This is a genomic window from Bacteroides caecimuris (genome assembly GCF_001688725.2).
GTDB lineage: Bacteria > Bacteroidota > Bacteroidia > Bacteroidales > Bacteroidaceae > Bacteroides > Bacteroides caecimuris.
Genome location: NZ_CP015401.2, coordinates 2,303,858 through 2,323,383, shown reverse-complemented (window position 1 = coordinate 2,323,383; position 19,526 = coordinate 2,303,858). Strand labels below are relative to the sequence as shown.

Below are 19,526 nucleotides of genomic sequence, written 5' to 3'. Positions count from 1 at the left end.
TATGGAAAATAAATTAATCGTATCACTATCGCCCCACGTTCATGGCGGAGACAGCGTACAGAAAAATATGTATGGCGTGCTGATCGCACTGATTCCGGCTTTTCTGGTGTCTCTCTATTTCTTCGGACTGGGTGCCCTGATTGTCACGGCTACTTCCGTTGCAGCTTGTTTGTTCTTCGAATGGGCGATCGGGAAATATTTAATGAAGAAACCTACCACCACCATCTGCGACGGCTCTGCCATCATCACAGGTGTGTTGCTGGCATTCAACTTACCGTCTAATCTCCCTATCTGGATTATCATTCTGGGTGCACTGTTTGCTATCGGTGTAGGCAAAATGTCTTTCGGTGGATTAGGCTGCAATCCTTTTAATCCGGCACTGGCAGGACGTGTGTTCCTGTTGCTCTCTTTCCCGGTGCAGATGACCAGCTGGCCGGTAGTCGGACAGATGACCGCCTATACGGATGCTACCACCGGTGCCACTCCGCTGGCATTGATGAAACAAGCGATTCATGCTGCAGATAAGAGTGCGGCTATGGATGCTTTAAACCAGATTCCGGATGCATTGAGTTTGCTGATCGGACAGAATGGCGGATGCTTGGGTGAAGTGAGTGCATTGGCTCTATTGATCGGATTGGTTTATATGCTCTGGAAGAAGATCATCACTTGGCATATTCCTGTGTCTATCCTGGCTACCGTGTTTATTTTTGCAGGTATCATGCACTTTGCAGATCCGGGAAAATATGTTTCTCCGGTATTGCAGTTGCTCTCCGGTGGTCTGATGCTGGGTGCTGTCTTTATGGCAACCGACTATGTGACTTCTCCGATGAGTAAGAAAGGAATGTTGATTTATGGTGTATGTATCGGTCTGCTGACGGTTGTCATTCGTCTGTTCGGTGCTTATCCCGAAGGTATGTCGTTCGCCATCCTGATTATGAATGCGTTCACTCCGCTGATTAACACCTATTGTAAACCAAAACGCTTTGGGGAGGTAGCGAAGAAGAAATGAAAAAGTTAGAATCATCTTTAAAGAATATGTTGCTGGTACTTACGGGCGTGACTGCTGTTTCCGTAGCGTTGCTGGCTTATGTAAACGAACTGACAAAAGGCCCCATTGCCGAAGCGAATGCGAAGACATTGAACGAGGCCTTGAAAAAGGTTCTTCCCGAATTTACCAATAATCCGGTAGCGGAAAGCGATACGATCTTCAGCGAGAAAGACGGAAAGAAGAACGTTGACTTTATCGTTTATCCCGCCAAAAATGGCGAAGAATTGGTAGGAACGGCTGTCGAAGCTAAATCAATGGGATTTGGCGGCGAACTGAAAGTACTGGTAGGCTTTAACGCCGAAGGTAAAATCTATAATTACTCGTTACTCGCTCACGCGGAAACTCCGGGACTGGGCTCTAAAGCCGACAAATGGTTTGGAGCATACGACCCGGCCAAGGGAGAACAGGCTGTGTCTCACGAAGAGAGTAAAAAGTCTATTTTGGGGATGAATCCGGGTGAAGCTCCGTTGACTGTCAGCAAGGATGGGGGAGCGGTGGATGCCATTACAGCCTCTACCATTACTTCACGTGCATTTCTGAATGCTGTAAATGCTGCTTATCAGGCTTATAAAGCGGAAGGTGGTGAGGTGAACGGTGTCAGCGGTGCTTCTCAAAAGGCTACAAGTGCAGACGCTGCTACGGGAGCTACGATAAAAGTTGAACTTACTGATTCGGTCAGTGTTAAATAAGAAAGGAGACAGATATGAATAACTTTAAAGTAATGATGAACGGGATTATCAAAGAGAATCCTACGTTTGTACTCCTGCTCGGTATGTGTCCTACATTGGGTACGACTTCGTCGGCCATCAATGGTATGGGTATGGGACTGGCTACCATGTTCGTTTTGATTTGCTCGAATGTGGTGATTTCTTTAATCAAGAACCTGATTCCGGATATGGTGCGTATCCCGTCGTTTATCGTGGTGATCGCGTCTTTCGTAACCTTGCTTCAAATGGTGATGCAGGCATACGTGCCGGGACTGTACGCTACGCTCGGTCTTTTCATCCCGTTGATTGTGGTGAACTGTATTGTGTTGGGACGTGCCGAAGCCTTCGCTGCCAAGAATAACGCAGTTGCATCTATGTTCGACGGTATCGGCATGGGACTTGGTTTTACCATTGCCCTGACATTGCTGGGTGCTGTCCGCGAATTCCTTGGAACCGGTAAGATTTTCGATCTGACCATCATGCCGGAAGAATATGGAATGTTGGTATTTGTATTGGCTCCGGGTGCTTTCATCGCTTTGGGATACCTCATTGCGCTGATTAACAGTCTCAAGAAAGCCTAATTCAATTAAATAAGAAAAGAATATGGAATATATATTGATATTTATTTCGGCAATCTTTGTAAACAACATCGTGTTGTCGCAGTTCCTGGGTATTTGTCCGTTCCTGGGCGTATCCAAGAAGGTGGAAACTGCGATGGGTATGAGCGCTGCAGTTGCTTTCGTGTTGACCATCGCTACCATCGTTACCTTCCTGATTCAGAAGTTTGTGTTGGATGTCTTCGGGCTGGGATATTTGCAGACCATTACGTTCATTCTGGTCATTGCCGGATTGGTGCAGATGGTGGAAATCATTCTGAAAAAAGTATCGCCTGCTCTGTATCAGGCTTTGGGCGTGTTCTTGCCCTTGATTACAACCAACTGTTGTATTCTTGGTGTGGCTATCCTGGTGATTCAGAAAGACTACGACCTGCTGACAGGTGTTGTGTACGCATTTTCTACGGCCATCGGTTTTGGTCTGGCACTGGTGCTTTTTGCCGGATTGCGCGAACAGATGAGTCTTGTGAAAGTTCCGAAAGGAATGCAAGGCACTCCGATTGCCTTGATTACCGCCGGTTTGCTTGCTATGGCATTCATGGGATTCTCCGGCGTGGTGTAAGGATTTACAGTTGATATTTAAATAGGGGATTGGAAACTCTGTTGTATGGCGACATACAAATTTGAGTTTCCAATTCTTTTTTATATCTGGTTGCCGCCAAATCGTGCCTTAATTACTTTTTGATAAATAAAATTGTGGCAAATTATTGCTATCTCATTTTATTTCCATACATTTGTAACTCGAACAATGATAAGCCGAGAAACTAACCATTTTTATAAAGTATATGAAAGAAAGAATTTTAGTAACAGGAGGGACAGGATACATAGGGTCTCATACTGTTGTAGAACTACAGAATAGTGGATATGAAGTAATCATCATTGATAATTTATCAAATTCAAGTGCTGACGTTGTTGACAATATAGAGAAAGTTTCCGGTACTCGCCCGGTTTTTGAAAAGCTGGATTGCTTGGACTTTGCTGGTCTTGATGCAGTATTTACAAAATATAAAGGAATTAAGGCGATCATTCACTTTGCAGCGAGCAAAGCAGTAGGAGAATCAGTACAGAAACCGTTGCTTTACTACCGTAATAACCTGGTTTCTTTGATTAACCTTCTCGAACTGATGCCAAAACATGGAGTAGAAGGTATCGTGTTCTCTTCTTCCTGTACAGTATACGGTCAGCCGGATGAACTTCCGGTAACGGAAAAGGCTCCGATTAAGAAAGCGGAATCGCCATACGGAAATACGAAACAGATCAATGAAGAGATTATTCGTGATACAGTAGCTTCAGGTGCTCCGATCAATGCGATTATGCTGCGCTATTTCAATCCGATTGGTGCGCATCCTACGGCATTGCTGGGTGAACTGCCTAATGGGGTTCCTCAAAACCTGATTCCATATTTGACCCAAACCGCCATCGGTCTCCGTGAGAAACTAAGTGTGTTTGGTGACGATTATGATACACCGGACGGTTCTTGTATCCGTGACTTTATCAATGTTGTTGACTTGGCTAAAGCCCACGTGATTGCTATCCGTCGTATCTTGGAAAAGACACAAAAAGAAAAAGTGGAAGTATTCAATATCGGTACGGGACGTGGCGTTTCTGTATTGGAATTAATAAATGGCTTTGAAAAAGCCACCGGCGTAAAATTGAATTATCAGATTGTCGGACGTCGTGCAGGCGACATTGAAAAAGTTTGGGCGAATCCGGATTTCGCAAACCAGGAACTGGGTTGGAAGGCTGTAGAAACGTTGGAAGATACTTTACGTTCTGCATGGAATTGGCAGCTGAAACTCCGTGAGAGAGGGATTCAATAAAAGAGATTTGTTTAAAAAATAACATAAAAGATTAAACAAATCGTGCATGCGATTTGTTTATTTGATGCTAATCGACCTGAAGCTGTTTATGAGTATGCGAATATACGTAAATGGTACTTATGCCTCCCCGGCATAGACAGGAAGATTGCATAGTAGTTTTGTCGTGTTTTATTTTGTGTTTGTGTTGTGACGGTACTACGACGTGAGTCGTGGTACCGTTTTTTGTTCGCCTGGCACAGGCGAACAGAACTATGTTTATAGCTTTCCTTTGAAACAGAAAACGTCGCTTTCTTCCATTGTTTCCGGTAAAGAAGTTCCGGGGGCGAACAGTCCGAACACTGAAGAGCCGGAGCCGCTCATGGAGGCGTAGGTGGCTCCTTGATGATAGAGTTTCCTTTTGATTTCTCCGATAACGGGATGTTGCGGGAATACACTTGCCTCGAAATCATTGATTAGGATATCCTTCCATTCTGCAACCGGACGCAGGATTGCCTCTTTGACCGGATATTCCGGACGGTGCGGGTGGATATTTGAAAAGGCTTCCCGGGTAGAAACGAAAACGTTCGGTTTGACGATCATGATTTGGTAACCGCTTAATGAAAGCTCGATTGGTGAGAACAGGTTTCCGATCCCTTCGGCATAGGTCGGCTTGTTTTTAATAAAGAAAGCACAGTCCGCTCCCAAAGTGGCGGCATATACCTCCAACTGCTCTTCGGATAATTCCAGCTGAAAATGATCGTTGAGCAACTTCAGCATAAAAGCGGCATCGGATGAACCGCCCCCCAGTCCGGCTCCCGAAGGAATATGCTTATACAAATGAATTTCGACAGGGGGAAGATGAAATTCCTTATCCAGCAATGAATAGGCCTTTGCCACCAGGTTGTCTTCCGGATTGCCGGCTATTTCCATGCCATACTGGTGGAGGGTAATCTTGTTTTCTGTTTCAGAAGAAGTACGGATTTCGAGGGCATCCTCAAGTGCTACCGGATAGAAAACGGTTTCCAGATTGTGATATCCGTCCGGGCGTTTCCCGGTGATGGAAAGCCCCAAGTTTATTTTAATATTAGGAAAAGCGATCATAAGGTTATTTACTATTTTTCAATTTACGATTTACTATTTGCAGTGTTGCACATGATAATTAATCATGTGTTGAAATGTGATTCGGGAGCAAAGTTAGTAAAATCTTCATTTTTCCTTATCCATTCTTCGTGATTATATTCTATCTTTGTCGCCCCGACCGGAAAAACTCTGTTATAAAGGAGTCTGTCCAGTCGTAAAATAGTAAATAGTAAATTGTAAAATAGTAAATACCTCGATGGCCGAACAGAAAAGAAATACCCGCAATACAAAGTCAACTAAGGTACAACCGGTAAATGATTATGGGCGTATTCAACCGCAGGCGCCTGAATTGGAAGAAGCAGTTCTGGGAGCTTTAATGATTGAAAAGGATGCTTATTCATTGGTGAGTGAGATTCTTCGTCCCGAATCTTTTTACGAACACCGGCATCAGTTGATTTATTCTGCCATCACCGATCTTGCGGTGAATCAGAAACCTGTGGATATTCTGACTGTAAAGGAACAACTTAGCAAACGCGGAGAACTGGAAGAAGTGGGAGGTCCGTTTTATATTACTCAATTGAGTAGTAAAGTGGCTTCATCAGCTCATATTGAATACCATGCCCGTATTATTGCGCAGAAATCTCTGGCGCGTGAGTTGATTACGTTTACGAGCAATATCCAAAGTAAAGCGTTTGACGAGACATTGGATGTGGACGACTTGATGCAGGAAGCGGAAGGTAAGCTCTTTGAGATTTCACAGCAGAACATGAAAAAGGATTATACGCAGATCAATCCGGTGATTGACGAAGCCTATAAGCTGATTCAGAAGGCTGCGGCGCGAACCGACGGTTTGAGTGGTCTTGAGAGTGGTTTTACAAAGCTTGACAAGATGACTTCCGGTTGGCAGAATTCCGACCTTATCATTATCGCTGCACGTCCTGCGATGGGTAAGACCGCCTTCGTCCTTTCTATGGCTAAGAATATTGCTGTCGATTATCGGAATCCAGTGGCGTTGTTCTCGCTTGAAATGAGTAACGTTCAGTTGGTGAATCGTTTGATTTCGAATGTCTGTGAGATTCCAAGTGAGAAGATCAAAAGTGGACAATTGGCAAATTATGAATGGCAGCAATTGGACTATAAATTAAAGAATCTGATGGATGCACCGCTTTACGTGGATGATACGCCGTCTTTGTCTGTATTTGAACTTCGGACGAAAGCACGTCGTCTGGTACGTGAACATGGAGTGAGAATGATTATTATTGACTACCTTCAGTTGATGAATGCGAGTGGTATGGCGTTTGGTAGCCGTCAGGAAGAGGTTAGTACCATTTCTCGTTCGTTGAAAGGACTAGCGAAAGAGTTGAATATTCCGATCATCGCACTGTCGCAGTTGAATCGTGGTGTGGAAAGTCGTGAAGGTATTGATGGTAAACGTCCGCAGTTGAGTGACCTTCGTGAATCGGGAGCCATCGAGCAGGATGCCGATATGGTGTGCTTTATCCACCGTCCTGAATACTATAAGATTTATCAGGATGATCGTGGTAATGACCTGCGTGGTATGGCGGAGATTGTCATCGCCAAGCATCGTAACGGTGCGGTAGGCGAGGTGTTGCTCCGGTTTAAGGGAGAATTCACCCGTTTCTCCAATCCGGAGGACGATATGGTTATTCCGATGCCGGGTGAGCCTGCCGGGGCTATGCTAGGATCGAAGATGAATACAGGTAATGTCGGTTCCATACCTCCTCCTGCGCCTGATTTTGCACCGCAGGCGAGTAATCCGTTTGGAGCACCGGGGGATGGACCTTTGCCGTTCTAGTTGCGCATTATTTCACCACAGAGGACGCAGAGGACACAGAGTTCTTTCTTTTTACTAAGTACTCATGTTGAATTGGTTTGTAAATTAATTATACGCATTTGCTTATTAAGGATTTGCACTTATTTTTCATCTTTCCGATATCCTCTGTGTCCTCTGCGTCCTCTGTGGTGAAATAACGTGCAATTTTTTATCAAACCTTCTCGGTCAACCGAAAAATCTTATTAACTTTGCGAATCTTTTTGAGAAACAATAAAAAATTAATTATATGAATATCTCTTATAACTGGCTGAAAGAGTATGTCAACTTCGACCTGACACCTGATGAAACGGCTGCTGCGTTGACTTCTATCGGCTTGGAAACAGGCGGTGTGGAAGAAGTGCAAACCATTAAAGGTGGTTTGGAAGGACTTGTGATTGGTGAAGTGCTGACTTGCACGGAACATCCTAATTCTGACCATTTGCATATTACTACTGTCAATCTGGGAGACGGTGAGCCGGTACAGATTGTTTGTGGTGCCCCGAATGTGGCTGCCGGACAGAAAGTGGTAGTAGCTACTTTAGGTACGAAACTTTATGACGGTGACGAATGTTTTACCATCAAGAAATCAAAAATCCGTGGGGTAGAATCTACAGGTATGATTTGTGCTGAAGACGAAATCGGGATCGGTACGGATCATGCAGGTATCATCGTATTGCCGGAAACTGCTGTTCCGGGTACACTTGCCAAGGATTATTATAATATCAAGAGCGACTATGTATTGGAAGTGGACATCACGCCTAACCGTGCGGATGCCTGCTCTCACTATGGGGTAGCTCGTGACCTGTATGCTTATCTGATTCAGAACGGTCGTCAGGCAACTTTACAACGCCCGTCGGTGGATGGCTTTAAAGTGGAAAACCATGACTTGAATATCGAAGTGAAGGTTGAAAATAGCGAAGCTTGTCCGCATTATGCCGGTATTACCGTAAAAGGTGTGACAGTGAAGGAGAGTCCGGAATGGCTGCAAAACAAATTGCGCCTGATCGGTGTGCGTCCTATTAATAATGTAGTGGATATTACGAACTATATCGTTCATGCTTTCGGTCAGCCGTTGCACTGCTTCGATGCCGGAAAGATTAAAGGCAATGAAGTGATTGTGAAGACAATGCCCGAAGGTACTCCGTTCGTTACGCTGGATGAAGTGGAGCGTAAGTTGAACGAACGCGACCTGATGATTTGCAACAAGGAAGAAGCCATGTGTATTGCCGGCGTATTCGGCGGACTGGACTCCGGTTCTACGGAAGCTACGACAGATGTGTTCATCGAAAGTGCTTATTTCCATCCTACATGGGTGCGTAAGACGGCACGTCGTCATGGTTTGAACACGGATGCTTCTTTCCGTTTTGAGCGTGGTATCGATCCGAATGGCGTGATTTATTGCCTGAAATTGGCTGCCTTGATGGTGAAAGAACTGGCTGGCGGTACGATTTCTTCTGAAATAAAAGATGTATGCATTACTCCTGCACAGGATTTTATCGTCGATCTTGCTTACGAAAAAGTATATTCTTTGATAGGTAAAGTGATTCCGGTAGAGACAATCAAGAGCATTGTGACTAGCCTGGAAATGAAGATTACCAATGAAACGGCAGAAGGACTGACATTGGCTGTTCCTCCTTATCGTGTAGATGTGCAGCGTGATTGCGATGTGATTGAAGATATTCTTCGCATCTATGGATATAATAATGTGGAAATCCCGACTACATTGAACTCTAGTCTGACGACAAAGGGTGAGCACGACAAGTCGAATAAATTGCAGAATCTGATTGCAGAACAGCTGGTGGGCTGCGGATTCAATGAAATTTTGAACAATTCACTGACTCGTGCTGCTTATTATGATGGGTTGGAGGCTTATCCGTCCAATCACTTGGTGATGTTGCTCAATCCGTTGAGTACTGATTTGAACGCTATGCGTCAGACTTTGTTGTTCGGCGGACTGGAAAGTATTGCTCATAACGCCAATCGTAAAAACGCTGATTTGAAGTTCTTCGAATTCGGTAATTGTTATTATTTCAATGCTGACAAGAAGAACGAAGAGAAGGTACTGGCTCCTTACTCGGAAGATTATCACCTGGGCTTGTGGGTAACCGGTAAGAAGGTTTCCAATTCATGGGCGCATGCGGATGAAAATAGTTCGGTGTATGAATTGAAAGCGTACGTAGAAAATATATTGAAGCGTCTGGGACTGGATTTGCACAATCTGGTTGTCGGTAATCTGACAGACGATGTTTTTGCTGCCGCACTCTCTGTCAACACGAAAGGCGGAAAACGTCTTGCTTCTTTCGGTATTGTAACTAAGAAGCTGTTGAAAGCATTTGATATCGATAATGAAGTCTATTACGCTGACCTGAACTGGAAGGAATTGATGAAAGCTATCCGTTCTGTGAAGATCAGCTACAAGGAAATTTCCAAATTCCCTGCTGTGAAACGCGACTTGGCATTGTTGCTTGATAAGAATATACAATTTGCCGAAATCGAAAAGATTGCATACGAAACAGAGAAGAAGCTGTTGAAAGAGGTGGAACTTTTCGATGTATATGAAGGTAAGAACCTCGAAGCGGGTAAGAAGTCGTATGCGGTGAGCTTCCTGCTTCAAGATGAAAACCAGACTTTGAATGATAAGATGATTGATAAGATCATGTCGAAACTGGTGAAGAACCTGGAAGATAAACTGGGTGCCAAACTTAGATAAACTTAAAATTGTCATTATTAAAAATATAAACCAATGGGAAGAGCATTTGAGTATAGAAAGGCCGCTAAGTTGAAAAGATGGGGCCACATGGCTAAAACTTTTACAAGACTGGGTAAACAAATCGCTATTGCTGTAAAGGCTGGCGGTCCGGAACCTGAAAACAACCCGACGCTACGTTCGGTGATCGCTACTTGTAAGCGTGAAAACATGCCGAAGGATAACATTGAACGTGCTATCAAAAACGCAATGGGTAAAGATCAGAGCGACTACAAGAGCATGACTTATGAAGGATACGGTCCTCACGGTATTGCTGTGTTTGTAGACACACTGACAGACAACACAACTCGTACGGTGGCTGATGTTCGTTCGGTATTCAATAAGTTCGGTGGCAATCTGGGTACAATGGGTTCTCTTGCGTTCCTTTTCGACCACAAATGTATGTTCACTTTCAAGAAGAAAGACGGATTGGATATGGAAGAACTGATTCTTGATCTGATCGACTATGATGTGGAAGATGAATATGAAGAAGATGATGAAGAGGGAACAATCACTATCTATGGTAATCCTAAGAGCTACGCTGCTATTCAGAAACATCTGGAAGAATGTGGATTTGAAGATGTTGGTGGAGACTTCACTTATATCCCGAACGACCTGAAAGAGGTTACTCCGGAACAACGCGAAACATTGGATAAGATGATCGAACGTCTGGAAGAATTTGATGACGTGCAGACTGTCTATACCAACATGCAACCGGAAGAGGGTGAAGAGTAAAGCAAGGTTATGGAATATGTTTATAAGACCCAGGGGACTTGCAGCACGAGTATCGAACTGAATGTGGAAGATGGAGTGGTGAAAGAAGTTGTTTTCTGGGGAGGATGTAATGGTAACCTTCAAGGTATTTCACGGCTTGTGAAAGGAATGAAGGTGGCAGATGTTATCACAAAACTTGAAGGAGTGCGTTGTGGTGGCAGACCGACCTCATGCCCCGACCAATTGTGTCGTGCGTTGCATGAGATGGGATATTGATTGGTTTTCATTTATGTAAATTATATATTGATTTGTGACCTCTGGCAATTGGTTTGTCGGAGGTTATTTTTTTGCAGAAAGCCCTTATTTACTTTTCTCGAGTAGTCCTTACTCAATCCTTTTATAATAATGCCCTCATAATTAATGTATCATCTGTGTTCATAGATCATCTACTTATTGGTCGGTATTTTGAACTAAAATTGATTCTCACTCGTTATTTATAAGTATATTTGTACTGGATAAACTATTATGCAAAAATGAAGGGTATTTTTCAAGACTTAAAACGGAAAGATCATAAACGCTATCTGGGTGGACTGGATGTTTTTAAATATATTGGTCCGGGGCTACTGGTTACTGTAGGATTTATTGATCCGGGAAACTGGGCTTCTAATTTCGCCGCCGGTTCCGAATTCGGCTATTCCTTGCTTTGGGTGGTTACCTTGTCTACCATCATGTTGATTGTCCTTCAGCACAATGTTGCTCACTTGGGAATCGTTACCGGACTTTGCCTTTCGGAGGCGGCCACTAAGTACACTCCTAAATGGGTGTCACGACCTATTCTTGGCACAGCAGTATTAGCGTCGATCTCTACTTCCTTGGCGGAAATTCTGGGAGGTGCCATCGCGTTGGAAATGTTATTGGATATTCCTATTATATGGGGAGCTGTGCTGACTACGCTTTTTGTCTCCATCATGCTTTTCACTAATTCGTATAAAAAGATAGAACGTTCCATCATTGCATTCGTTTCTGTTATCGGGCTTTCATTTATTTATGAATTGTTTCTGGTGGAAATAGATTGGTCCGCTGCAACGGCAGGGTGGGTGACTCCTTCTTTTCCGAAAGGCAGTATGCTGATTATCATGAGTGTGTTGGGAGCGGTAGTGATGCCTCATAATCTGTTTCTTCATTCGGAGGTGATACAGAGTCACGAGTACAATAAGAAAGATGATGCTTCTATTAAGAAAGTATTGAAATATGAGTTGTTTGACACTCTTTTCTCAATGATTGTCGGTTGGGCGATTAACAGTGCCATGATTCTGCTGGCGGCAGCCACTTTTTTTAAAAGCGGTATTCAGGTAGAGGAACTGCAGCAGGCTAAGTCTCTACTCGAACCTTTATTGGGAAGTAATGCAGCAATCGTATTTGCACTGGCATTGCTGATGGCGGGCATTTCGTCAACCATTACGAGTGGAATGGCGGCAGGTTCTATCTTTGCAGGGATTTTTGGCGAATCTTATCATATCAAAGACAGTCACTCACAGCTGGGAGTCCTCTTGTCTTTAGGAATTGCCTTATTGCTGATTTTCTTTATTGGAGATCCCTTTAAAGGATTGATTATTTCGCAGATGATACTTAGTATCCAATTGCCTTTTACCGTGTTCTTACAAGTAGGACTGACGTCTTCCCGAAAGGTGATGGGCGATTATGTCAATAGCCGTTGGAGTACGTTTGTATTGTATTCGATTGCCATTATTGTTTCGGTACTAAACATTATGCTTTTGTTTTCATGAAATGAACATGAACTTATTTTTCCGTACGCTTTGTCCGATGGTTCTGGAAATATTATAGAATGGTAATACTCAATTTGCGGGTGTCTCCTCCGTCGCGAAACTCGCAGAGGTAGACGCCTTGCCATGTGCCTAGATTTAAACGATGGTTCTTGATGGGTATGGTGACCGAGCTTCCTATCAGGGAGGCTTTTATATGGGCACTCATATCGTCAGGACCTTCAAGGGTATGGAGGAAGTAGGGAGTACCGTCGGGAACGAGTTTATTAAAAAACGTCTGAAAGTCATGCCGTACGTCTGGGTCTGCATTTTCGTTGATGGTTAGTCCGGCAGAAGTGTGTTTGATAAAGACTACCAGCAGACCGCTTTCAGGAAGTGCGGGTAGCTGTGAGACAATATCGCGCGTGATTAGATGAAATCCGCGCGAATAATGAGGTAGTTGGATATCAAATGTTGTAGCCATCTGTTTATATTTTCTTTTTTTTGATTTTAATCTTTACGCCCTATCTGATACAAAGATACTTTTTTATACTTTTGTACAAAATAAAAATGCAAAAAGTTTATGGAAGATAGAATACAGAAAGCAGTGGAGTTTTTTAAGAGTGGATATAACTGCTCACAGTCGGTGGTAGCGGCTTTTGCGGACATGTATGGATTTACACAGGAACAGGCATTGCGTATGAGTGCTTCTTTTGGCGGAGGCATCGGACGGATGCGTGAAACGTGTGGAGCTGCCTGCGGCATGTTCTTACTGGCAGGCTTAGAAACCGGTGCTACGGAAGCGACAGACCGGGAAGGAAAAGCTGCCAATTATGCGGTAGTGCAAGAATTGGCAACTGAATTTAAGAAGCGTAACGGCTCGCTGATTTGTGGTGAATTGTTGGGGTTAAAGAAAAAAGAGCCGGTTTCCACCATTCCGGAAGAGCGTACAGTTCAATATTATAGCAAGCGCCCTTGTGCAAAAATGGTTGAAGAAGCAGCAAGAATTTGGTCTGAATATCTCGAAAAGCATCTAAAATGAGCTCTTAAAATGCTTTTTTATTACAAAAACGGTAAAAAAGTACTCAATAAAATGTTATATAACATAAAAATAGCTATCTTTGTCTCCGAAATAAAATCTGAAAGTCTTTATGGCTGGAAGGATTTTAAGCATGTCTAACTAAAATTGCAAAGCAAATGTTGAAAGAAAAAGCTGGTGTAATTGCAGGTACTATCTGGAATACACTGAATGAAACAGAAGGAATGACTGCCAAGCAGCTTAAAAAAGCGACTAAATTGGTTGACAAAGATCTGTTTCTCGGCCTTGGCTGGTTATTGAGAGAAGACAAAATCTCTGTGGAAGAAGTTGAAGGTGAACTCTTCATCAAATTGATCTAAGCGAGTAACTCACTTAAGCAATAAAAAAATGCGTTGGTACATGATCATAATGTTATCAACGCATTTTTTTTATTCCGTCATTTACGTATCTTTGCACACCAAAAAGATAAAATAATAAGAATTCAGAATGAAGAATATACGCAACTTTTGCATTATTGCTCATATTGATCACGGTAAGTCGACTTTGGCTGACCGTTTGTTGGAGTTTACACATACCATTCAGGTGACTTCCGGGCAGATGCTTGATAATATGGATCTGGAGAAAGAAAGGGGGATCACTATTAAGAGCCATGCTATCCAGATGGAATATACTTATCAAGGGGAGAAGTATATCCTTAACTTGATTGACACTCCGGGACATGTGGACTTTTCGTATGAGGTATCGCGTTCTATTGCTGCATGTGAAGGTGCGTTGCTGATTGTTGATGCTTCACAAGGAGTGCAGGCGCAGACGATTTCAAATCTGTATATGGCCATTGAGCATGACCTTGAGATTATTCCGGTGATTAATAAATGTGACATGGCGAGTGCCAATCCCGAAGAAGTGGAAGATGAGATTGTTGAATTGTTGGGCTGCAAACGGGAGGAAGTAATTCGTGCGTCCGGCAAGACGGGGATGGGAGTGGAAGAGATATTGGCAGCTGTGATTGAACGGATTCCTCATCCGGAAGGAGACGAGGATGCCCCGTTGCAAGCGTTGATTTTCGACTCTGTGTTCAACTCTTTCCGTGGAATTATAGCCTATTTCAAGATTGAGAACGGTATAATACGCAAGGGTGATAAGGTGAAATTCTTCAATACGGGAAAAGAGTATGACGCCGATGAGGTGGGGGTGCTTAAAATGGATATGGTTCCCCGCAACGAGCTTCGTACGGGAGATGTAGGATATATTATTTCGGGTATCAAGACTTCCAAAGAGGTGAAGGTGGGAGATACCATTACGCATATCGCCCGTCCGTGCGACAAGGCTATTGCCGGTTTTGAGGAAGTGAAGCCGATGGTGTTTGCCGGAGTTTATCCGATTGAGGCGGAGGACTTTGAAGACCTGCGTGCGTCTCTGGAGAAGTTGCAGTTGAATGACGCATCTTTGACTTTCCAGCCGGAATCTTCGCTGGCACTGGGTTTCGGTTTCCGTTGCGGATTCCTGGGATTGCTCCATATGGAGATTGTACAGGAACGGTTGGACCGCGAGTTTGACATGAACGTGATTACCACCGTGCCCAATGTATCGTACAACATATATGACAAGCAAGGCAATATGAAGGAGGTGCATAACCCCGGAGGTATGCCCGATCCTACATTAATAGATCATATTGAAGAACCGTATATCAAGGCGTCTATCATCACTACGACCGATTACATAGGACCTATCATGACGCTTTGCCTGGGCAAGCGCGGCGAGCTTCTCAAGCAGGAGTACATCTCCGGCAATCGGGTGGAGATCTATTATAATATGCCTTTGGGAGAGATTGTCATCGACTTTTATGATAAACTGAAGAGTATCTCCAAAGGTTATGCTTCGTTCGACTATCAGCCCAACGGCTTCCGTACTTCCAAACTGGTGAAACTTGATATTTTGCTGAACGGTGAGCCTGTGGATGCGCTTTCTACATTGACGCATATCGACAATGCGTATGATATGGGCAGGAGGATGTGTGAGAAGTTGAAGGAACTTATTCCTCGCCAGCAGTTTGAAATTGCCATTCAGGCAGCTATCGGTGCCAAAATTATCGCTCGCGAAACCATTAAGGCAGTCCGTAAGGATGTGACTGCGAAGTGTTACGGGGGTGACGTGAGCCGTAAGCGTAAACTGCTTGAAAAGCAGAAAAGAGGTAAAAAACGAATGAAACAAATCGGTAACGTGGAAGTGCCTCAGAAAGCCTTCCTTGCTGTACTGAAACTGGATTAAGAATATTGCCGCAAGCAGTTTTTCAGAGTATTTTCTGAACAAATTGACTTGCGGTTGCTTTTTGATTGGAAAAAATCCGTATATTGCGAATCTAATATTATAAATACATTTCGTTATGACTATTTTGCGGACTATGCGGAATTTCTCATCCATGAATATCACAGCGAGTATTCTTCTGTTTCTGGCTGCTATTTCGGCAGCCGTCATTGCGAACTCTTCTGTGGCTCCGGTGTATCAGGCGTTCTTATCGCATGAACTTCATTTGCAGATTGGTAGTTTTAATTTACTTTCGCACGGTGGGGAGAATCTACGGATGATTGAGTTTATCAATGATGGCTTGATGACGATTTTCTTTTTGCTGGTGGGGCTGGAAATCAAGCGGGAATTGCTGGTGGGCGAGCTTTCTTTTTTCCGCAAGGCGGCGTTGCCTTTTATCGCTGCTTGTGGTGGCATGCTGGTTCCTGTAATTATATATATGCTGATTTGCCCGCCGGGCAGTGTCGGCGGACAAGGGTCCGCCATCCCGATGGCAACGGATATTGCTTTTTCATTGGGTGTGTTGAGTTTGCTGGGGAATCGCGTTCCGCTGAGCCTGAAAATTTTTCTGACGGCTTTTGCGGTTGTCGATGATATTGGCGGTATTCTGGTGATTGCCATTTTTTATAGTTCACATGTCTCTTACGGTTATCTTCTGGTGGCTGCGTTGCTTTATGCTTTTCTTTATTTTATCGGAAAATGGGGGGCAACAAATAAGATTTTCTTTTTAGTGATTGGGGTCGTTATCTGGTATTTATTTTTGCAATCGGGTATTCATAGTACGATCTCCGGGGTTATCTTGGCTTTTGTTATTCCCGCAAAGCCTCGTTTGAACGTAGGGAAGTATATTGAAGATATCCGCCGTATAATAGCCGGCTTCCCGACAATGGAGTCGGGAAGTATTGTGTTGACTAATGAGCAGATTGCCAGACTGAAAGAGGTGGAGTCGGCTTCCGACCGTGTGATTAGTCCGTTGCAATCATTGGAAGACAATCTGCATGGGGCGGTCAATTACCTGATTCTTCCGCTTTTTGCTTTTGTCAATGCTGGTGTTGTGTTTAGCGGGGGCGGCGAGTTGGTCGGCAACGTGGGTATTGCGGTGGCAGCCGGTTTGCTGTTTGGCAAATTCATCGGTATTTATTCGTTCACCTGGTTGGCTATCAGAACAGGACTGACTCCCAGACCATTGGGAATGAACTGGATGAATCTTACCGGAGTTGCATTGTTGGGTGGCATCGGTTTTACCGTATCGCTTTTCATTGCCAACCTTTCTTTCGGAACTGATTATCCGGTCTTGTTGAACCAGGCTAAGTTTGGAGTGTTGTCGGGTTCCATACTTTCTGGATTATTGGGGTATATGGTGCTTCGGGTGGTGCTTGCAAAGGGGCAGGGGCGTTGACTATTCGTCTGTAAGTTCATCATCTATTCCGTCAATCGGCAGAATCTTCCGACTTTCTTCATGTGGTAACTGCTCTACTTGCCGCAGTTTCCGTTCGATGGCGCGTGTCCGTTTTCCCATTACTTCTTCCAGTTGGTCGCCGGCACTTTGCAGGTTCTTCTGTACTTTCTCAAGCAATCCGCCGAACTTGCCGAATTCCGTTTTGACGGCTCCTAATACAGTCCAAACTTCGCCGGTACGCTTTTGGATGGCTAGTGTGCGGAATCCCATTTGAAGGCTGTTCAAGATAGCTCCTAGTGTCGTCGGTCCGGTCACTACGATCTTATATTCTTTCTGAAGCGTCTCTACAAGACTTGTTCTTCGGATTACCTCAGCGTAAATGCTTTCGAAAGGTAAGAACATGATGGCGAAATCGGTAGTAAACGGGGGATCCACATATTTATCGTGAATATCCTTGGCCATCTTTTTAATCGTGCTTTCCAACTGCCTGCCGGATGATTCCATCAACGCGGCATCTCCTGCTTCGAAAGCATCGTAATATTGCTCGTATATGTCTTTCGGAAATTTAGCGTCAATCGGAAGGTAAACGGTGCTGTTGGCATCGTCCTTTCCCGGAAGTTTGATGGCAAATTCGACGAATTCGGTTCCGCTCTTTTTCGTCTTGACGTTTGCGTCATACTGTTCAGGGCTCATCATTTGTTCGAGTAATGCTCCGAGTTGTACTTCACCGAATGTTCCCCGCATTTTTACGTTGCTCAATACTTTTTTCAGTCCGCCGACATCCTGTGCCAGGGATTTCATTTCTCCGAGTCCCTTTTGTACATTTTCGAGCTGCGAACGGACGATTTCAAACGACTGGCCGATTCGTTCGTTCAGTGTCTTTTGCAACTTTTCTTCTACCATCAGGCGCATGTCGTCCAGACGTTTCTCGGTCGATTTAATCAGAACTTCCTGCTGGCGCGCCATTGTGTCGAATTTCTGGCGTTGCAACTCTCCGTTGGTCATCATGTTCTTGTGCAGGACATCCTGGAGTTGCTGCATATTCTGGTTGAGCGTTTGCGCCATCTCCATGCGAAGTTCCCGGATGCTGCGGTTCAGTTCTTCCCGGTTCTCCTGCATTTGTTGGCGCAAAGCTATCTGTAATTGTTCCGCTTGAGTTTGGTTGTTGCCTTTTGTCAGTGATAATACCAGCAGGACTGTCACTAATATGGCAATTATAATAAGTAGAATCAGTTCCATCAATATGTCAGAATTTCGTTTCCGGTTTCAGTAATCAGTATCATGTTTTCCCATTGGGCTGAGGGTAGCCCGTCGTCGGTGCAGACTGTCCATCCGTCAGCTTCGTCTACAAATACTTCGTAGGTTCCCATATTAATCATCGGCTCGATGGTAAAAGTCATGCCGGGTACAATCATCATTCCTGTGCCGCGGCGTCCGAAATGTTCTACATCCGGCTCTTCATGGAACTTCATCCCCACACCGTGTCCGCAAAGGTCACGGACAACGCTGAATCCGTTCTTTTCTGCATGCTCCTGGATGGCTGCGCCCACATCGCCCAGTTGTTTCCAGGGCTGTGCGGCGGCAATGCCTATTTCCATACATTCTTTGGTCACCTGAACGAGTTTGCGCATTTCGGGACTTACCTCGCCAATCATAAACATGCGGGATGCATCGGAGAAGTATCCATTGTAAATCGTGGATACATCCACATTGATAATATCTCCGCTTTTCAGGATTTCATTCTTATTGGGTATCCCATGACATACCACATCATTGATACTCGTACAAACGCTTTTCGGAAATCCTTCGTAATTGAGTGGGGCAGGGATGGCTCCATGTCCGGTTGTGAAGTCATAAACCATTACGTCAATCTCTTCGGTAGACATTCCTTCACGGATATTTTCCGAGATATAATCCAACAATGCCGTATTGATTTTGGCACTTTCACGGATACCTTCCAGTTGTTCGGGGGTGCGGAGTACTTTACGTGGTGGAAGCTTATATCCTTGTTTTCTATATTTCTGTATTTTCTCTTCTACTGCTGCCGGATAATTGGAGGGGGTAAACCGGAATCCCTTGATAAAGTTCTTCATTATTATAGGATGTTTTTTTTAATCGTTCTGCAAAGGTAGAGAATAAAATGGAAGATATGTTTGCCTGGCTTCTAAAACTTTTCTGTCTTTACGGGAAGATGAGATATTATTGATTTTGTGTTATACGATTTGTATAATATGAATAGTTCAAGGTTTATGAACAGGTGATTCATGATTTAATAGATTGAAATATGTAATATTTATTTCCTGATATGATTACTGTCTTATTTACGGATTTGAGCGAGAAAAACAGGAAACTAAGGTCGGAAAATAGAGGAAAACACCGTTGCCCAACAGTGAATTTGCCGTTGGGCAACCATGAATTCGCCGTTGGGCAACGGCGAAAACGGTAAAAGTAGAGAGGAAAAGTTCTATAAAGACGGTTT

The 19,526-nt window shown here is 44.0% G+C and carries 18 protein-coding genes; 14 read left to right on the top strand and 4 right to left on the bottom strand.

What is annotated here, in order from left to right; translation table 11 throughout:
* Window position 1: 1 nt before the first annotated feature.
* From A4V03_RS10080 to galE, 5 genes are all read left to right on the top strand, one after another.
* The gene (locus A4V03_RS10080) at window positions 2-1,009 is read left to right on the top strand and encodes an RnfABCDGE type electron transport complex subunit D (RefSeq protein ID WP_065538791.1); all 1,008 of its coding nucleotides are present in this window, start codon (window positions 2-4) and stop codon (window positions 1,007-1,009) included.
* Complete coding sequence (locus A4V03_RS10075) at window positions 1,006-1,737, top strand: RnfABCDGE type electron transport complex subunit G (protein WP_065538790.1); 732 nt, start codon at window positions 1,006-1,008, stop codon at window positions 1,735-1,737. Before A4V03_RS10080 ends, A4V03_RS10075 begins: the two co-directional genes overlap by 4 nt.
* Window positions 1,738-1,751: 14 nt before the next feature.
* The gene (locus A4V03_RS10070) at window positions 1,752-2,336 is read left to right on the top strand and encodes an RnfABCDGE type electron transport complex subunit E (RefSeq protein WP_065538789.1); all 585 of its coding nucleotides are present in this window, start codon (window positions 1,752-1,754) and stop codon (window positions 2,334-2,336) included.
* Window positions 2,337-2,358: 22 nt separating this feature from the next.
* Entirely contained in the window at window positions 2,359-2,931 is a 573-nt protein-coding gene (gene rsxA, locus A4V03_RS10065) for an electron transport complex subunit RsxA (protein WP_004303570.1), read from the top strand.
* Between the two features lie 223 nt (window positions 2,932-3,154).
* Window positions 3,155-4,189, top strand: a complete 1,035-nt coding sequence (gene galE, locus A4V03_RS10060; RefSeq protein ID WP_065538788.1) for a UDP-glucose 4-epimerase GalE — start codon at window positions 3,155-3,157, stop codon at window positions 4,187-4,189.
* A 255-nt stretch (window positions 4,190-4,444) separates the two neighbouring features.
* On the opposite strand, the gene ispE is transcribed toward galE, so the two are convergent.
* On the bottom strand, window positions 4,445-5,269 hold the full coding sequence (ispE, locus tag A4V03_RS10055; protein WP_065538787.1) for a 4-(cytidine 5'-diphospho)-2-C-methyl-D-erythritol kinase: 825 nt from the start codon (window positions 5,267-5,269) through the stop codon (window positions 4,445-4,447).
* 235 nt (window positions 5,270-5,504) lie between these two features.
* Between ispE and dnaB the strand changes: the two genes are divergently transcribed.
* The 5 genes from dnaB (at window position 5,505) to A4V03_RS10030 (ending at window position 12,329) form a co-directional block, all read left to right on the top strand.
* Window positions 5,505-7,064 (top strand): replicative DNA helicase, encoded by a 1,560-nt coding sequence (gene dnaB, locus A4V03_RS10050; protein ID WP_065538786.1) that lies wholly within the window; start codon window positions 5,505-5,507, stop codon window positions 7,062-7,064.
* Between the two features lie 265 nt (window positions 7,065-7,329).
* A complete protein-coding gene (pheT, locus tag A4V03_RS10045) occupies window positions 7,330-9,792 on the top strand; it encodes a phenylalanine--tRNA ligase subunit beta (RefSeq protein WP_065538785.1) in 2,463 nt (820 codons plus the stop codon).
* Between the two features lie 33 nt (window positions 9,793-9,825).
* Window positions 9,826-10,563, top strand: a complete 738-nt coding sequence (locus A4V03_RS10040) for a YebC/PmpR family DNA-binding transcriptional regulator (protein WP_065538784.1) — start codon at window positions 9,826-9,828, stop codon at window positions 10,561-10,563.
* A 9-nt stretch (window positions 10,564-10,572) separates the two neighbouring features.
* Complete coding sequence (locus A4V03_RS10035; RefSeq protein WP_065538783.1) at window positions 10,573-10,818, top strand: TIGR03905 family TSCPD domain-containing protein; 246 nt, start codon at window positions 10,573-10,575, stop codon at window positions 10,816-10,818.
* 257 nt (window positions 10,819-11,075) lie between these two features.
* Window positions 11,076-12,329: an Nramp family divalent metal transporter gene (locus tag A4V03_RS10030; RefSeq protein ID WP_065538782.1), complete on the top strand. Its 1,254-nt coding sequence runs from the start codon at window positions 11,076-11,078 to the stop codon at window positions 12,327-12,329.
* 52 nt (window positions 12,330-12,381) lie between these two features.
* Here A4V03_RS10030 and A4V03_RS10025 read toward each other — a convergent pair whose 3' ends face one another.
* Window positions 12,382-12,789, bottom strand: coding sequence for a secondary thiamine-phosphate synthase enzyme YjbQ (locus A4V03_RS10025; RefSeq protein WP_071807666.1), 408 nt, complete (start codon window positions 12,787-12,789; stop codon window positions 12,382-12,384).
* Between the two features lie 99 nt (window positions 12,790-12,888).
* On the opposite strand from A4V03_RS10025, the gene A4V03_RS10020 reads away from it, so the two are divergent.
* From A4V03_RS10020 to nhaA, 4 genes are all read left to right on the top strand, one after another.
* Window positions 12,889-13,347 (top strand): C-GCAxxG-C-C family protein, encoded by a 459-nt coding sequence (locus A4V03_RS10020; protein WP_065538780.1) that lies wholly within the window; start codon window positions 12,889-12,891, stop codon window positions 13,345-13,347.
* A gap of 155 nt (window positions 13,348-13,502) precedes the next feature.
* Window positions 13,503-13,703 carry a winged helix-turn-helix domain-containing protein gene (locus A4V03_RS10015; RefSeq protein WP_065538779.1) on the top strand — a complete coding sequence of 67 codons (201 nt, stop codon included), beginning with the start codon at window positions 13,503-13,505 and terminating at the stop codon, window positions 13,701-13,703.
* Window positions 13,704-13,830: 127 nt separating this feature from the next.
* The gene (lepA, locus tag A4V03_RS10010; RefSeq protein WP_065538778.1) at window positions 13,831-15,612 is read left to right on the top strand and encodes a translation elongation factor 4; all 1,782 of its coding nucleotides are present in this window, start codon (window positions 13,831-13,833) and stop codon (window positions 15,610-15,612) included.
* Between the two features lie 115 nt (window positions 15,613-15,727).
* Window positions 15,728-17,047 carry a Na+/H+ antiporter NhaA gene (nhaA, locus tag A4V03_RS10005; RefSeq protein ID WP_065538777.1) on the top strand — a complete coding sequence of 440 codons (1,320 nt, stop codon included), beginning with the start codon at window positions 15,728-15,730 and terminating at the stop codon, window positions 17,045-17,047.
* Here nhaA and A4V03_RS10000 read toward each other — a convergent pair whose 3' ends face one another.
* Both A4V03_RS10000 and map read right to left on the bottom strand, forming a co-directional pair.
* Window positions 17,048-18,286 carry a DNA recombination protein RmuC gene (locus A4V03_RS10000; protein WP_065538776.1) on the bottom strand — a complete coding sequence of 413 codons (1,239 nt, stop codon included), beginning with the start codon at window positions 18,284-18,286 and terminating at the stop codon, window positions 17,048-17,050.
* The gene (gene map / locus A4V03_RS09995) at window positions 18,286-19,140 is read right to left on the bottom strand and encodes a type I methionyl aminopeptidase (RefSeq protein WP_024987244.1); all 855 of its coding nucleotides are present in this window, start codon (window positions 19,138-19,140) and stop codon (window positions 18,286-18,288) included. Before map ends, A4V03_RS10000 begins: the two co-directional genes overlap by 1 nt.
* Window positions 19,141-19,526 lie beyond the last annotated feature (386 nt).

What these genes read in the sequence shown, in the direction of transcription:
- A4V03_RS10080 (WP_065538791.1), top strand. Translation starts at nt 2, where the DNA reads ATGGAAAATAAATTAATCGTATCACTATCGCCCCACGTTCATGGCGGA.
- A4V03_RS10075 (WP_065538790.1), top strand. Translation starts at nt 1,006, where the DNA reads ATGAAAAAGTTAGAATCATCTTTAAAGAATATGTTGCTGGTACTTACG.
- A4V03_RS10070 (WP_065538789.1), top strand. Translation starts at nt 1,752, where the DNA reads ATGAATAACTTTAAAGTAATGATGAACGGGATTATCAAAGAGAATCCT.
- rsxA (WP_004303570.1), top strand. Translation starts at nt 2,359, where the DNA reads ATGGAATATATATTGATATTTATTTCGGCAATCTTTGTAAACAACATC.
- galE (WP_065538788.1), top strand. Translation starts at nt 3,155, where the DNA reads ATGAAAGAAAGAATTTTAGTAACAGGAGGGACAGGATACATAGGGTCT.
- ispE (WP_065538787.1), bottom strand. Translation starts at nt 5,269, where the DNA reads ATGATCGCTTTTCCTAATATTAAAATAAACTTGGGGCTTTCCATCACC.
- dnaB (WP_065538786.1), top strand. Translation starts at nt 5,505, where the DNA reads ATGGCCGAACAGAAAAGAAATACCCGCAATACAAAGTCAACTAAGGTA.
- pheT (WP_065538785.1), top strand. Translation starts at nt 7,330, where the DNA reads ATGAATATCTCTTATAACTGGCTGAAAGAGTATGTCAACTTCGACCTG.
- A4V03_RS10040 (WP_065538784.1), top strand. Translation starts at nt 9,826, where the DNA reads ATGGGAAGAGCATTTGAGTATAGAAAGGCCGCTAAGTTGAAAAGATGG.
- A4V03_RS10035 (WP_065538783.1), top strand. Translation starts at nt 10,573, where the DNA reads ATGGAATATGTTTATAAGACCCAGGGGACTTGCAGCACGAGTATCGAA.
- A4V03_RS10030 (WP_065538782.1), top strand. Translation starts at nt 11,076, where the DNA reads ATGAAGGGTATTTTTCAAGACTTAAAACGGAAAGATCATAAACGCTAT.
- A4V03_RS10025 (WP_071807666.1), bottom strand. Translation starts at nt 12,789, where the DNA reads ATGGCTACAACATTTGATATCCAACTACCTCATTATTCGCGCGGATTT.
- A4V03_RS10020 (WP_065538780.1), top strand. Translation starts at nt 12,889, where the DNA reads ATGGAAGATAGAATACAGAAAGCAGTGGAGTTTTTTAAGAGTGGATAT.
- A4V03_RS10015 (WP_065538779.1), top strand. Translation starts at nt 13,503, where the DNA reads ATGTTGAAAGAAAAAGCTGGTGTAATTGCAGGTACTATCTGGAATACA.
- lepA (WP_065538778.1), top strand. Translation starts at nt 13,831, where the DNA reads ATGAAGAATATACGCAACTTTTGCATTATTGCTCATATTGATCACGGT.
- nhaA (WP_065538777.1), top strand. Translation starts at nt 15,728, where the DNA reads ATGACTATTTTGCGGACTATGCGGAATTTCTCATCCATGAATATCACA.
- A4V03_RS10000 (WP_065538776.1), bottom strand. Translation starts at nt 18,286, where the DNA reads ATGGAACTGATTCTACTTATTATAATTGCCATATTAGTGACAGTCCTG.
- map (WP_024987244.1), bottom strand. Translation starts at nt 19,140, where the DNA reads ATGAAGAACTTTATCAAGGGATTCCGGTTTACCCCCTCCAATTATCCG.